Origin of the sequence: Pseudoalteromonas sp. HF66 (assembly GCF_011806445.1) — a bacterium.
Classification (GTDB): Bacteria; Pseudomonadota; Gammaproteobacteria; order Enterobacterales; family Alteromonadaceae; genus Pseudoalteromonas; species Pseudoalteromonas apostichopi.
On sequence record NZ_JAATOU010000010.1, the window covers coordinates 108,092 to 121,562 of the forward strand.

Consider the following 13,471-nt stretch of genomic DNA (forward strand, 5'->3'; position numbering starts at 1 on the left):
AAAAAGAGCTTCGCCGCTCTTTTTGTGGTTTTTACAGGTTGAAAATATGTCTAACTTAAACACAGCAAATCGCAGTGACTTGCGAACCTTGTTTACCTTTTTCGTTCCTTCACTTATAGGTGTCTTTTTGTTTATGACGCCGGTACCCATAGGTGAAGCAATGACTATTCCGATTGCTGTTATGGCAAAAGCAGTGCAAGAGTGGATTGCCCCATTTGCATTGGGTTTAATCACCAGTATCGTTTGTATCACCGGTGTTTTATCTTTGATAATAAAGCTGTTTAAACCACAGCCATTACTTAAGTTTTTTATCATTAAACACTTATTTGATGTTAGTTGGCTGTGGCTGAGTGTTCGGTTACTGGGCATGATATTTATTATTCTGACTTACACGAAGCAAGGTCCTGAAATGATTATTTCAGGGAATACTGGTGCGTTAGTATTAAACGACTTGCTGCCCGTATTGTTTTCTGTGTTTGTTTTAGCGGGGTTATTATTACCGTTATTATTAAATTTCGGTCTCCTAGAGCTAGTGGGTACGTTATTAACTAAGGTTATGCGCCCACTTTTTGGTGTTCCTGGTCGAAGTGCAGTTAACTGTGTGGCATCTTGGTTAGGTGATGGTAGTGTAGGTATTTTGATGACCGCTCGTCAGTATGAAGATAAACATTATACACAACGTGAAGCTGCCATTATTGGTACCACTTTCTCAGCTGTATCAATTACCTTTTGTTTAGTTGTTATTGGTCAAGTAAAGCTTGAACACCTATTTGCACCGTTTTATTTAACGGTGTGTTTAGCGGGTTTAGCAGCTGCGCTAATTGTGCCTCGCTTACCACCGCTACGCTTTAAAAAAGATCTCTATGTAGATGGAACTGAGCCTGATAAAGACGCAGAATCAGTACCTGAAGGTAAAACATTGGTTTCTCACTCACTTGATGTGGCACTTGCTAAAGCACGCACTGCACCGGGTTTTGCTGGTACAGTGAAAGAAGGCTTACATAACGCATTTGATATGGTATTTGCTGTATTACCTGTGGTTATGGCTGTGGGCACATTTGCTTTGATTATTGCTGAATATACGCCAATTTTTGAATATATGGGCAAACCTTTTGTTCCATTCTTAGAGCTATTACAAGTACCAGAAGCTGAAGCTGCTGCACAAACAATTATGGTTGGCTTTGCTGATATGTTTATTCCGTCGATTCTTGCGGCTGGTAGTATCGAAAGTGATGTAACACGCTTTATCATTGCTGCAATGAGTGTGACGCAATTGATTTATATGTCGGAAGTAGGTGCACTGCTTTTAGGTAGCAAAATCCCGGTTAATATTATCGAATTGTTCTTCATCTTTATTTTAAGAACCTTAGTAACATTACCGGTGATTGTCTTAATGGCACATTGGTTAGTGTAAACAAAGCTAAAAACTTAAATAGAAAAGCCCTGATTATTCATCAGGGCTTTTTTTATCTTCATTATCATCGCTTTTAGGCACTTTGAAGTCCATTTTTGCTGCATGTTTTAGCAACATAAGGTTACCAACTACCACACCAAATACGGCAACAACAATGGCTATAATTTGCCAAGTTTCCATCTTTAAATCCTGCCGATATACACAGCGATATAGTAGCACTTAAAATCGTTTTGCATAAGACAGTGAAATAAAATCAAGGCCGGGGTTAGGGCTTTTGAAGCCTGCATTTGAGTAATGTAAATATCTAACTGCTAAGGTTGAGTCGTCACCTAGGTCTGCAACTAAACCCAATCTATCTTCGAACTGATAGTGAGTACTAACGTTTTTGCCAGCAAAATGGGTGTCATCTAACAATGAAACACCAATCCCAAACTCCACATAAACAGGCATGTTTTTCAGATTAAATACAGGGTATTGGATCACCGGAGACATAGCTAACACGATATTAGTTTGATGTTTGTTGTCTTTGCCATACTGCCAAATATTAAAACTAGACTCGAAGTACAAACGGGCGTGTTGAAAAGGCAGCTTTTCATTGGGTATATGGTACTGGTAGGCCAGCTTTAAGCCTTTCACATCACCTTCACCTTGGATGTAATCAACCGCATAGCCATGGTTTGAAGCGGCATAAGTCGGTGTTGCTAGTAGGGCGGCTACACTTAACATAAGTGCTTTTAGTGGGTGCTTTAGTTTCATCTCGGTACTTCTCATTATGACTGTGAGCAAGTAGATAAGGGTGAGGGTAGGGGCTTTTCAATGTGCGTAAAAACACAGAAGCTGTGCACATTTTCATATTTTTTAGCAATTGACTGAAAACTATGGGAAAAACCGATTGGTGCTTAATTGGCATTAAAACGGTGTCGGATTGTTTCTTTTTTTATGGATTTAATATCGGTATATTAGCGAAAATTTTCGTTGAGAGGTGAATACGATGACCAAACTAGTTAACTCATTTTTGCTTATAGCTGCGCTTTTTACTGCAACTGCTTTTGCCAGTGAAGACCGCTCGCCTAAGCAACTATTAGAATTAGTCACAGCAGATTTATTTGTTGATATCGCAAATGTAAATGCGAAGGGTGATGCAAGTTCAGAAGCAATGGCAAGCATTGTAGAAAAACGTTTATTGCCGCACATGGATATTAAGTTTGTATCGTATAAGCTTTTAGGTAAGCACATTAAAGGCCTACGCCGTGACCAAGCTGTTGATTTTATTGCTGCAGTTGAGCATTACTTAACAGTAACTTATGCCGGCGCACTGATGAAATACACAGGCCAAAAAGTTATTTTTGATCAATCACAACTCATTGACGGTGGTTATGCAACAGTTAAAACGCAAATTGTTGATGACAATGCGCCAGCCATCGATTTGCACTTTAAATTACGCCAAGGCAAAGATAAGCAGTGGAAAGTATACGATATCGTTGCTGAAGGCATTTCACTGTTAAGCGCGAAGCAAAAAGAAGTATTGCAACGCATCAGTCAAGTGGGTATCGACGAAGTCACAAGCGAATTAGCAAGTAAGTAAGTTAGCTTAAAGCTCGATTACCTTCACCTCATCGAGCATTTTAGCTACTTTCAGTCTCCAACCAAGCAGTGAGCACCGTCCATGTGCCGCTGCTTTTCTATTTTCTTTAAAAATCACCTACTTTGCGCTAGCACCTGTAACCCTCTGTGGTAGAATCATGCTACTTTTCTTGTTTACCAAAGTATCTGTTCAGATACTGTGTTATTGGTTGCAATATTAAGCAAACTGTCAGTTAAATTTTGCTATAACTGAGTGCTTAATAAGACATCGAATAATGTGCAGCGGAGTTGTGTTTTTTTAATGGAAAATGTACTGATTTGGCCAAAGGAATACCCGTTACTGATCAAAGGATTAGCTGAGCAAAACGGGGCCTATATTTTAGATGCTTTAGAAGCTTGGCCGGCATGTCGTTCTACTAATGAAGATGACGGTGTGTGTACGACGGTTCTTCCGCCTATTTACTACCTCACTTGGTTGACTCCTCTTGAACCGTTTGAAGAGTGTTATTTCCAACACATTTCTGAGTTTGATGAAGCTGCGTTGCATTATGTTAATGCTATGAAATCGCACTTTTTAGAAAACGATTACACCCCTGAGAGTCTTGTGTTAATGCTGTGCCAGCGCTTAGAGAAATACGCCAGCGCATTTGCACAGTCGGCAGTTAAAACACCTATTACACTCATTCACCAGTTATTTAATCGTCGCTATTTCACGGTGATAGAGCATGTACTTAATCAAGGTGCGAAAATGTCTGCGGACGATGTGCTGGAGCTCTGGACTGAAGTTGACTTTAGAGAACGCTTTAGTGGTTTTATTCCAGAGTCTGTTGCAGATCTTGAACCTTTAACTGTGCTAGCAGCAGAAAAGGTAGCCCATGGCGAAGATTATTTCACGCTGCTTAAGCTTGTGTCACCAGACGTTGATTCTGCATCGTTACTTGAACAAGCTTTACTTGCTCACTTAAGCCATGAAAATGCTAAACAAACAATGGCAAAGCGGTTTATTGAGCAAGGTGCAACCGGTGCATTAGCTGACGCAAACGGTAAAACAGCCTTTATGTGGGCTACCGAAAAAGGCTATGTGAATGTTGTTGAGACTTTGCTTGAGTATCAAGATAAAAAATCCCAAGACAACAAAGGCAATACGGCATTACATTATGCAGTTTTAGCCGAGAATGGACCGTTACTTGTGCTGCTTCTAAAAGCAGGTTATGACTTTAGAGTTCGTAACAATGATGGTTTAAGTTGCTACCGATTAGCAGTAAGCATCAAAGCGGATAGCTTAGTGAAGTGCCTTGAACATGACTTTGGCATCAAAGAGCTTTCACCTGAAGGGCAGTTTGATCGCATTAAAAAGGTACATTTATTACATGCGATTGTAACTTTGTTACTTCCTGTGCAGCTGTTCTTCTTTTTTGATGACAGTATTTCGATTAAAAGTGAGCTAACACTTAGCTTTACGCTAATTTCAATTTTATGTTTTTTCTTTGCGACAAGCTTGAAACGATGTGCGCTTTACCCACATATACGCCATCCTCGGGGACTTTTTATTTTAAGATTGTTTTCGTTGTTTAGCTTAATTGGCCAAGTGGGTCTAGCAAGTATTGTCGCGCTAGCCACCTTAGCTGAGTTGGTGTGAAGACATAAAAACTATATAAAGTGACATAAAAAACGGCAACCTAGGTTGCCGTTTTTTGTTTCATTTTTCTAAATAAAAGTGTTTATTTGTCGTGCTCATGTGCCGCTTTTTCTTCAGCCAGCTCTTCTTTTAATTTACGTATCTTAAGGCCAAGTTCTTGTCCGCGATGGCGTGCATAATAGGTGCAGCCAATGAACATTAGGCTCGCAAAGGTTAATTCAAGTAATACCCAAATCAGCTGTTCTTGCGCGACCCAAAGTAATGTAAAACCATGGATGAAATAAAACATGACAATAAAGTTCGCCCATGCATAGGTATAAGGCTTATCTTGAATGATACCTTTTAGCGGTAGCAGCAGAGGCAGGATATATACAACAAAGATAAAGGCATTACTATGGCCTTCTCTTGGGGCAATTAAAAACAACCAAACTGGCATTAAAACTAATAAGCCGATATAACCAATCAGTGCGAAACGTTGGAATCGTTTTGTAATTGGTTTTTTGGCAACAGGCTGATTTAACTCAGGTTCCAAGCTCATTGTAATTTACTCGCAATTAGTGTCAGGCGCTTACCAACGCTTTGACATATTTTAATTTCGTCTTTACTTAACACATTACTGTTATTGCTACCGGCTACATGAGTCGCACCATATGGCGTACCGCCAGTTTCAGTCGCTAGTAATTCAGGTACTTCATAAGGCACACCTAGCAACATCATACCGTGATGTAATAGTGGCAGTGATAGATTTAACAAGGTTGCTTCATTACCACCGTGCATGCTGCTTGATGACGAAAAAACGCAAGCGGGTTTATCTATCAGCTGACCTTTAAGCCATAGATCACTGGTGGTTTCCCAAAAGCTCTTTGCTTGCGAGGCCATCATGCCAAATCGAGTAGGAGTGCCAAAGGCTAAGCCATCACAATTAATAAGATCATCTTTGCTGATCACAATATCGTGTGACTGACGCTTAACAAAAGTGCGCAACAAGGCTGTTGCACCTTGTTGCTCAATCGACTCGGCTATCTCATGAGCCATAGCTTCTACAGAGCCATGGCTTGAGTGGTATAGCACAACAATGTTTATAGCCATTAAAGCACGCTTAATACGTTTTCTGGTGGACGACCTAGAGCAGCTTTGCCTTTATTTTCAACAATTGGGCGCTCGATTAGTTTTGGATTGGCAGCCATCGCAGCAATTAACTTATCTTCATTTTGTTCGTTTTTAAGCTCAAGCTCTTTGTAGATGTCTTCTTTAGTACGCATTAATTCACGCGCTGAAGTAAAACCTAGCTGACTAATTAAAGTCGCAATTTGTTGTTCATTAAGCGGTGTTTTTAGGTATTCAACAACACTTGGTTGAATATTACTGCTTTCTAATAGGGCAAGTGTTTCACGCGATTTTGAACAACGTGGATTATGATAAATAGTCACAGACATGGTGTGTTCTCACATTTAATATTTTGGCTTATTTTAGGGCAAGCGCCGCGAGACTTAAAGTCTCGCAAGCTCTTTTTGTAATTGACGGTATTGTGTAAGTAGGGCTTTTAAACGTTGTTGTTTTACTAATTCTTCAGGCTCAACAAAGTTTAGTGCTTTTTGAATTTCATCGGCTGCTTTTAAATAAGCGCCATATTGAGCGAGCACATCGGCATGAGCTTCATGGTAGGAAGCCATATTTTCTTGCTTTTTATAGACATCAGCAATGAGCTCTTTGGCTAGATTGTTCTCAGGTTTTGCTAACAAGTAAGATTTTAGAATACGCTCCGCAAGGTCAAATTGTTTTGCTTCAATAGCGGCATTTGCATAGTTTAAGGCAATCACCTGATTGTTAGGTCTATCGATATCTAACTTAGCTAAAAATTCTACAGCCTCGTTAGCTTTACCTTGAGCAATTAGTAAGTCTGTATGGGTATCGATATAAAATAAGTTTTTTGGATCTTGCTCAAGCAATGGATTCAATACGTCGGCCGCTTCATCAAGCTTTTTCTGATCCAACAGGCTAATACCTAAACCGTATTTGAGAGCTGTGTCGTTGTGAACAGTATTTGCACGCATTAATTTACGAAACAAATCTTCCGCTGCTTTTGACTTTTGCTGATAACGAGCAATCACTCGGCTTTTAGCCAAATTGAATTCTAGGCTGTCAGCATAGTGTCTTTTTGGGTATTGCTCGGCACGTAAGCGTACATCAGATACACGACTTTCTGGTAATGGGTGAGTCAGTAAAAATGCTGGCGGCTTATACTTATAACGAATTTGTGCAGCAAGCTTAGTTAAAAACTCACTTGATTGGCGGGGGTCAAATCCTGCGTTATTAAGGGTTTGCATACCAATACGGTCAGCTTCTTGCTCAGCAGCACGGCTATGCGTTAATTGACTAAATGCCGCTTGTGTTTGGTTCGCTGAAATAATCGCAATACCGGCATCAGGTGCAACAACTGTAGCCAAAATACCAGCAATCATGCCTGCGATGGTTAATGCGCTGTTGTCTTGTTGCTGTTGAATACGGCGCGCTAAGTGGCGTTGTGTGACGTGAGCTATCTCGTGTCCAAGTACTGAGGCAAATTGGCTTTCGTTATCGGCTTGTGCGATGAGGCCTGTATGCACACCTACATGGCCGCCATAGAATGCAAATGCATTGATTTCTGAATTGTTTAGCCAGAAAAATGAAAATGGAAAACGTACATCGTTAGCGTTTGCGACCAAACGTCTGCCCAGAGTAGTGAGGTATTCATCGAGAACGGGGTCATTCACAACAGGCGATGAACCACGAATTTGCATCATCATCACTTCACCGATTGCTTGCTCTTTTTCAATCGGCAACGCTTGCAAAGCCGAGGTCCCTAAATCGGGCAGCTTAAAGTTAGTTTGTGCCTTCAACGGCTCACTATGCAGTATCGAGAATGTCAGTAATGCACTGCATAGTGTAATAAAGGCTAATTTTAGTCGCATCTTATTCCTTGTTGATTTGCTCACCTAACATGACTTTTGCTATGTCTATTTCGTCGCTGCATGCTCGGCTGTCTTTTTCGCACAATTGATAGAAATCTTTTATTGTGACTCCATCTAGCTTAACAACGTTCAATTCTCGTTGTAAAAAAGTTATGATTTTATGAGCTACTTTATGGGCATGAAGAATTAATGCTTTGTCTGCTTTATCGCCTCTTTCAAAGTAAAAACCAATGAACTTATGGAGCTGATTAAAGCGAATAAGGTTTTTCATGCTGTGCGGATCCCACACCTTAAACTCCATAAAGCGGTTGTCTTTAATAAATTGATCTACAGTAACATCTTTTGCATAAGGGTAAGCCCATAATTCAAAGCCTCGATCTGTAAAGCTTTGATGTAATGCGATTCGTGGTTTTTGCTCGCAAACAATTTCGCCCATTTCGGTTACATGGCCTCCTAATAAATCAAGGTTCCAGTTACGTGGGTCAATTAATCGCTTAACAGCATTATCAAAACCGTGGTCTAAAATCCCTTCTGATTCGCTGACTGATGATGCCACCATATGATAAAAAGGCGGCAGCTCGCCCCAGTTAATTTGTTTTTTATACCAATTTATCTCTTTAAGAGTTGGATTCGCAGGTAATTGCGCTTTATTATGCGAGCCAGGCATCATGTTTCCTTTACTACCAGTTATTGATTAAGGATAAACTATTGTTTTGCGTGTTTTAAGCAAAAAATGAGTTGTTTCTCATTATAAAGACTTATTTCCGCAAGATGCTGACATCTTATACTTATTATTCATATTAATAACGCAGTTGATTCGCTATGTTAACGGTTGATTTAAGGGACTATAAGTGCCCCCAACAATTTATTCAGTTTAAATTAGGGTTGAATAAGGCAATATCAGTTAAACAACCCGTGACTTTTACATTTAATGCTGCAGAGGCAACGGACGATATGCAGCGATTTTTAGAAAAACATCATTACCATTTTAAAATTGACCTAGAATTAGGTGTGCTAACTGTGGAGCCCATTCGTGTTTGAGTATGTAAAAGCCTGGTACGAAAATAAATTTTCAGATCCCCATTCAGTAACCTTGTTGTTACTGCTTATTGCAACCTTTGCATTTTTCTACTTTTTTGGCTCGCTAATCGTGCCTGTTTTAGTTGCCTTGGTGATTGCCTATTTACTAGATTGGCCCGTTGCTCATTTAGAAAAGCTGGGTTTAAAGCGCTTTACTGCAACGATTCTTGTTATGTTGGTATTTAGTGGCTTGATGATCATGATTATTGTTGGCATGGGGCCTGTGCTTTGGCAGCAAACCAGTAATCTAGTTCAAGAAACCCCATATATGATTGAGAAAGGTAAAGCACTGCTTTTACACCTTCCTGAAGATTACCCAAGTTTGATTACTGAAGATCAGGTTAAATCAATTGTTACCAGTGTTGAAACTAAAGCCATTGAGTTTGGTCAGTTGGTGTTATCCGTGTCGCTAACCTCCATTAAAGATGTAGCAGCTTGGCTGATTTATCTGATTTTAGTACCACTACTGGTGTTCTTTATGCTTAAAGATAAATTAGAGCTGACGCAAAGTGCTGAGCGTTTATTGCCAAAGCAGCGCCGTTTGATCATTCAAGTGTGGCAAGAAATGAATCAGCAAATCATGAATTATATCCGCGGGAAGGTATTCGAGATTTTAATTGTGGGCACTGCATCCTTCATCTCCTTTGCAGTTCTTGATCTTCGTTATGCAGCCTTATTAAGTGTGTTGGTTGGCTTATCAGTTCTGATTCCATTTGTAGGGGCAGCATTGGTGACTATTCCTGTGGCAGCGGTGGCGTTATTCCAATTTGGCTTAGAAACACAATTTTGGACCATTCTAATTATCTATGGCGTGATCCAAGCACTTGACGGCAACGTTTTAGTGCCATTGCTGTTCTCTGAAGCTGTCGATTTAAACCCTGTGTTTATCATAGTGGCTGTGCTGTTTTTTGGTGGCTTATGGGGGTTTTGGGGCGTATTTTTCGCGATACCACTTGCGTCATTGGTTAAAGCACTTATTAATGCATGGTCTTCAAAACAGGCTGAACTAATCGAAAATTAGCTTAGTCTTAAAAAGTATAGAAAACGCACTTTACTGACTAATTGATTATTATAATTTAGCCGTGAAAAATGTAAAATAGGTTATAAGATATATCTTTTAGTAATATGGTGCGTTTTACATGGCAAATTTTTACCTTCCTGACGATGCTAATCAGCAAATTTATTTAGATGCGAATGCAACGACTCCTGTACTTCCTGAAATTGCCGATGTGGTTTCGCATACGATGCGAGTATGTTTTGGTAACCCATCAAGCTCTCATATTACTGGTATTCAAGCAAAGCACTTATTAGAGCAAACGCGTAACAAAGCGCGTGAAGTAATTGGCGCAACCGACGGCGATATTTTATTTACCTCTGGTGCAACCGAAGGTATTCAAACGGCGGTTGTTTCAACGCTTATTGCTGCGAAAAATCACCCAATTGAGAACCCGGTATTACTTTATGGGGCAACAGAACATAAAGCAGTGCCAAATACCCTAAAACATTGGAACAGCGTGCTTGATATTAATGCACAGGTGTTAGCTATTCCCGTTGATAAAAACGGTATTTTAGATCACGAATTTATTCGCAAACATGCAGCTAATGCGCTGATGATTTGTACTATGGCGGTCAATAACGAAACCGGTGTATTCCAAGACTTAATCGCTATTGAGCAAGTTATTCGTAGTGAAAACACCCATGTTGCTTGGATGGTAGACTGCGTACAAGCCTTAGGCAAAACCAACTTAGCGCTAAGCCAAACAACCATTGATTACGCCCCATTCTCAGGCCATAAATTGTATGCCCCTAAAGGAATTGGCGTACTTTATATTCGTGAAGGCAGTGCATATACACCGTTTATTGCTGGTGGCGGCCAAGAAAGCGGTATGCGATCAGGCACCGAAAACTTACCAGGTATTGCCGGCTTAAATAAGCTGTTCTCGTTATTACTTGATAAACAAAACCAAACATTCAAACCAATTGAGCAGCTACATGCTTATCGTGAGCAATTATTAGGAGCACTAACAGACACCTTTGGCAGCATCACGTTTAACCACAGTTTTGAGCATTCAGTGCCAACAACGTTGAACTTTGCAGTTAATGAATTAACGAGTAAAGAAGTGATGGATTTATTTGATGCTGCGGGTATCCGTGTGAGTGGCGGTTCTGCATGTAGCTCAGGCGCAAATCGTAGTTTTGTACTTGATGCGATGGGGGCCAGTGATTGGCAAAGTGAAAACGCGATACGTATGTCGTTTGGCCCTGCTGTAAATCAACAAGAAATTGACTTTGCTTGCGATAAAATTCGTTCTTTAAAACCGATTCTAGAAGCAAACTGCCTTGTTGTGTCTGATAGTACATCACCTCAACACGAAGTCTGTGCGATTGGCTTAACACAACTTCGCCATCAAGCTGCGTGCTGCTGGCTTTATGTTGATAGCGATAAAAACGCAGTGGTGATTGATCCTATCATCGAGCTTATTCCACGTATGGCGAAAATTGTTGCGACACAAGGTCTAACAGTAAAAGCGATTTTAGATACCCATAACCACCAAGAGCGTTTATCGGCTCGTTGTTTGTTAACCAAAGAGCTAGCAGAGCGTTATGTTGCTAGCGAGATAGATGAACTTGGTTGGCCTAAAGAGTCACAGGCTATCGAATTAACTGGTGTACGCTTAACTAAATTAGCGACACCGGGACATAGTAAAGATAGTGCCAGCTACTTATTAACAGATACTCAAAGTGGTAATGTGAGCTATTGCTTCTGTGGCGATTTAATCTTACCGGGTGGTTTAGGTAACACGGCTATTAGTGGCGGCGATGCTGCGCAAATGGCACAGTCATTAAAGCAGCTTGCTATAGCAATACAAGATTCAACGGTGATTTGTTCGGGTCATGATTATCAACAATGTTTTGCTATGGATTGGCATGCGCAAAAAGAGACCACGCCGCTATTAGCACAGTTATTGAATGACCAAATATCGGATACGCAGTTTATTGAGTTAAAACATCAAGCTGATGAACAAAAGCATACTGCAAGTCATTCTTTATGTGGTTATGTTGAAACCCTTGAAAGCGCACCTATGAAACAGCTCACTGCAGCGGATGCTAAAGCGATGCTTGACTCTCAAGCTACTTATATAATTGATACTCGTGAGCCTTATGAACATGGCGCGAATAACCTTTCAGAGTTATTTTCCGTTGCTAATAGTAAAGTGATCAACATTCCATTGAGCCGTATGGCAAATGCCATCGTCGAAGAGCAATTAGATAAAACGAATACTTATATCTTGGTTTGTCGAAGCGGTAACCGCTCAAAGCAAGCAGCAAATAACCTGTCACAACTTGGTTTTGAAAAGGTATATAACTTAGATGGTGGTTTAGCGTTGTTGTAAAAGGTAATTTAAGTCGTTCATTAAAAAAGCCGCTATTGAGCGGCTTTTTTGTAAGCTGTTTAAGTTAGGCTGTTATGGGGCCTGAACTTTCACGTACCACTAATGATGGGGTAAAGGTCGTGATAATGTCTTTATCTTGATTCCGTGCACCACGGGTTTTTCTGAACAACAGGCGTGCTGCATGCTGTGAAATTACATCATTTGCTTGATGGGCTGTGGTAAGCTTTGGCCAAGTTTGACGCGAGAATGGAGAATCTTCGAACCCAGTAATTGATAACTGCTGTGGAATTTCAATACCCATTAAGCGTGATGCGAATAACGCGCCAGCTGCCATTTCATCGTTTCCGCCAAGTAGGGCAGTGATGCTTTTCGGGTTGCTCTCACCAAGCAATGCTTTTGCACCTTCAACACCTGATTCAAAAGAGTACTGGCCTTCGTAGATTAGCTCATCCTTCAATGAGATGCTGTGATCTTTTAATGCAGCCTGATAACCCGCTAAACGTTCAGTCGTAGATTTATGTTCTTTATCGCCGCATAAAAAACCAATGTTTTTATGACCAAGCGAGAGTAAGTGAGAAGTAATTTCGTACGCAGCCGCGTAGTCATTTACATAAATACAGGTGTCTTGGTCTTCCTCTGTAGGGCGACCGGAGAGTACACGCACATAATGAATGCCCATTTCATCAAGCATATCGATGATACTGCTTTGTTCTGATAGGGGTGGTGTTAACACTAAACCAGCCAAACGAGAGCGCTTTATCATGGTTTTGAAGTCTTCTTCCATGTTGCCATCGAGGTAGTTACAAGGGTGAATGACTAGTTCATAGCCTTCTTCTTTACAACGCGACAATACGCCATTTTGCATGTCGATGACATAATAAGCATTCGGGTTGTCATAAACTAAACCAACAGTAAAAGACGATGTGCCTGCTAGGTTACGAGCTGCAAGGTTTGGTTGATAGTTCAACGTGTTAACAGCGTCCATCACTATGTCGTAAGTTTTTTTTCTGACCGATGGCTCTTTATTGATCACTCGCGAGACTGTTTTCATTGAAACACCAGCGAGCTTGGCTACATCATTTATGGTTACTTTCATACTGTTACTTTATAGTTAGTTATATTTGTATTATAATAATATTGAAAAGTGTTCGCTAGAGCGCTTTTTCTTAATAGGTACATTAATATTTAATATAAGTTAGTTAGTGTATCTAATGTTCTACTAAATTAGCAGTAAAATAATTGAGATAATTTTTATGATACCGGTGTCAAAAGAGAAAAATTGCGCTATTATCTCGACTATAAAATGTAAAAGTAGAGCATTGACAGCGTTGTCATTTTGACTTAGTGTAAATTTTCATCTTATTTTTTATTGCTGTCTTTATTCAACATTAATAAAAAGATATTTAAA

13 protein-coding genes are annotated in these 13,471 nt (G+C 40.1%); 5 read left to right on the forward strand and 8 right to left on the reverse strand.

The window, feature by feature from the left end; all coding sequences use genetic code 11:
- Nucleotides 1–46: 46 nt before the first annotated feature.
- Entirely contained in the window at nucleotides 47–1,414 is a 1,368-nt protein-coding gene (locus HCZ11_RS11760) for a YjiH family protein (RefSeq protein WP_130051898.1), read from the forward strand.
- Nucleotides 1,415–1,447: 33 nt separating this feature from the next.
- Here the strand turns inward: HCZ11_RS11760 and HCZ11_RS11765 are convergent, their stop codons facing one another.
- Nucleotides 1,448–1,594 (reverse strand): DUF2897 family protein, encoded by a 147-nt coding sequence (locus HCZ11_RS11765; protein ID WP_130051897.1) that lies wholly within the window; start codon nucleotides 1,592–1,594, stop codon nucleotides 1,448–1,450.
- A 39-nt stretch (nucleotides 1,595–1,633) separates the two neighbouring features.
- Complete coding sequence (locus tag HCZ11_RS11770) at nucleotides 1,634–2,140, reverse strand: acyloxyacyl hydrolase (protein WP_130052309.1); 507 nt, start codon at nucleotides 2,138–2,140, stop codon at nucleotides 1,634–1,636.
- Nucleotides 2,141–2,405: 265 nt separating this feature from the next.
- Here HCZ11_RS11770 and HCZ11_RS11775 point away from each other — a divergent pair, with 265 nt between their 5' ends.
- Nucleotides 2,406–2,999, forward strand: coding sequence for a phospholipid-binding protein MlaC (locus tag HCZ11_RS11775; RefSeq protein WP_167658487.1), 594 nt, complete (start codon nucleotides 2,406–2,408; stop codon nucleotides 2,997–2,999).
- Nucleotides 3,000–3,299: 300 nt separating this feature from the next.
- The gene (locus tag HCZ11_RS11780) at nucleotides 3,300–4,637 is read left to right on the forward strand and encodes an ankyrin repeat domain-containing protein (protein ID WP_167658488.1); all 1,338 of its coding nucleotides are present in this window, start codon (nucleotides 3,300–3,302) and stop codon (nucleotides 4,635–4,637) included.
- 82 nt (nucleotides 4,638–4,719) lie between these two features.
- Here HCZ11_RS11780 and HCZ11_RS11785 read toward each other — a convergent pair whose 3' ends face one another.
- From HCZ11_RS11785 to HCZ11_RS11805, 5 genes are read right to left on the reverse strand one after another with little or no spacing between them, the layout of a single operon-like run.
- Entirely contained in the window at nucleotides 4,720–5,175 is a 456-nt protein-coding gene (locus tag HCZ11_RS11785) for a DUF2069 domain-containing protein (RefSeq protein WP_130051894.1), read from the reverse strand.
- On the reverse strand, nucleotides 5,172–5,726 hold the full coding sequence (gene wrbA, locus HCZ11_RS11790; RefSeq protein WP_130051893.1) for an NAD(P)H:quinone oxidoreductase: 555 nt from the start codon (nucleotides 5,724–5,726) through the stop codon (nucleotides 5,172–5,174). The genes HCZ11_RS11785 and wrbA overlap by 4 nt, the downstream gene beginning before the upstream one ends.
- Complete coding sequence (gene arsC, locus HCZ11_RS11795; RefSeq protein WP_167658489.1) at nucleotides 5,726–6,073, reverse strand: arsenate reductase (glutaredoxin); 348 nt, start codon at nucleotides 6,071–6,073, stop codon at nucleotides 5,726–5,728. Before arsC ends, wrbA begins: the two co-directional genes overlap by 1 nt.
- A 54-nt stretch (nucleotides 6,074–6,127) precedes the next feature.
- Nucleotides 6,128–7,588 carry a M48 family metalloprotease gene (locus tag HCZ11_RS11800; protein WP_167658490.1) on the reverse strand — a complete coding sequence of 487 codons (1,461 nt, stop codon included), beginning with the start codon at nucleotides 7,586–7,588 and terminating at the stop codon, nucleotides 6,128–6,130.
- A 1-nt stretch (nucleotide 7,589) separates the two neighbouring features.
- Nucleotides 7,590–8,255 carry a hypothetical protein gene (locus HCZ11_RS11805; protein ID WP_130052308.1) on the reverse strand — a complete coding sequence of 222 codons (666 nt, stop codon included), beginning with the start codon at nucleotides 8,253–8,255 and terminating at the stop codon, nucleotides 7,590–7,592.
- A 366-nt stretch (nucleotides 8,256–8,621) separates the two neighbouring features.
- Here HCZ11_RS11805 and HCZ11_RS11810 point away from each other — a divergent pair, with 366 nt between their 5' ends.
- Nucleotides 8,622–9,689, forward strand: a complete 1,068-nt coding sequence (locus HCZ11_RS11810; protein WP_167658491.1) for an AI-2E family transporter — start codon at nucleotides 8,622–8,624, stop codon at nucleotides 9,687–9,689.
- Nucleotides 9,690–9,807: 118 nt separating this feature from the next.
- A complete protein-coding gene (locus tag HCZ11_RS11815; protein WP_167658492.1) occupies nucleotides 9,808–12,063 on the forward strand; it encodes an aminotransferase class V-fold PLP-dependent enzyme in 2,256 nt (751 codons plus the stop codon).
- A 64-nt stretch (nucleotides 12,064–12,127) separates the two neighbouring features.
- Here HCZ11_RS11815 and HCZ11_RS11820 read toward each other — a convergent pair whose 3' ends face one another.
- The gene (locus HCZ11_RS11820; RefSeq protein WP_130051887.1) at nucleotides 12,128–13,159 is read right to left on the reverse strand and encodes a LacI family DNA-binding transcriptional regulator; all 1,032 of its coding nucleotides are present in this window, start codon (nucleotides 13,157–13,159) and stop codon (nucleotides 12,128–12,130) included.
- Between the last annotated feature and the right edge of the window lie 312 nt (nucleotides 13,160–13,471).

Excerpts from the sequence above, each read along its gene's own strand:
- HCZ11_RS11760 (WP_130051898.1), top strand. The coding sequence starts at position 47 with ATGTCTAACTTAAACACAGCAAATCGCAGTGACTTGCGAACCTTGTTT.
- HCZ11_RS11765 (WP_130051897.1), bottom strand. The coding sequence starts at position 1,594 with ATGGAAACTTGGCAAATTATAGCCATTGTTGTTGCCGTATTTGGTGTG.
- HCZ11_RS11770 (WP_130052309.1), bottom strand. The coding sequence starts at position 2,140 with ATGTTAAGTGTAGCCGCCCTACTAGCAACACCGACTTATGCCGCTTCA.
- HCZ11_RS11775 (WP_167658487.1), top strand. The coding sequence starts at position 2,406 with ATGACCAAACTAGTTAACTCATTTTTGCTTATAGCTGCGCTTTTTACT.
- HCZ11_RS11780 (WP_167658488.1), top strand. The coding sequence starts at position 3,300 with ATGGAAAATGTACTGATTTGGCCAAAGGAATACCCGTTACTGATCAAA.
- HCZ11_RS11785 (WP_130051894.1), bottom strand. The coding sequence starts at position 5,175 with ATGAGCTTGGAACCTGAGTTAAATCAGCCTGTTGCCAAAAAACCAATT.
- wrbA (WP_130051893.1), bottom strand. The coding sequence starts at position 5,726 with ATGGCTATAAACATTGTTGTGCTATACCACTCAAGCCATGGCTCTGTA.
- arsC (WP_167658489.1), bottom strand. The coding sequence starts at position 6,073 with ATGTCTGTGACTATTTATCATAATCCACGTTGTTCAAAATCGCGTGAA.
- HCZ11_RS11800 (WP_167658490.1), bottom strand. The coding sequence starts at position 7,588 with ATGCGACTAAAATTAGCCTTTATTACACTATGCAGTGCATTACTGACA.
- HCZ11_RS11805 (WP_130052308.1), bottom strand. The coding sequence starts at position 8,255 with ATGCCTGGCTCGCATAATAAAGCGCAATTACCTGCGAATCCAACTCTT.
- HCZ11_RS11815 (WP_167658492.1), top strand. The coding sequence starts at position 9,808 with ATGGCAAATTTTTACCTTCCTGACGATGCTAATCAGCAAATTTATTTA.
- HCZ11_RS11820 (WP_130051887.1), bottom strand. The coding sequence starts at position 13,159 with ATGAAAGTAACCATAAATGATGTAGCCAAGCTCGCTGGTGTTTCAATG.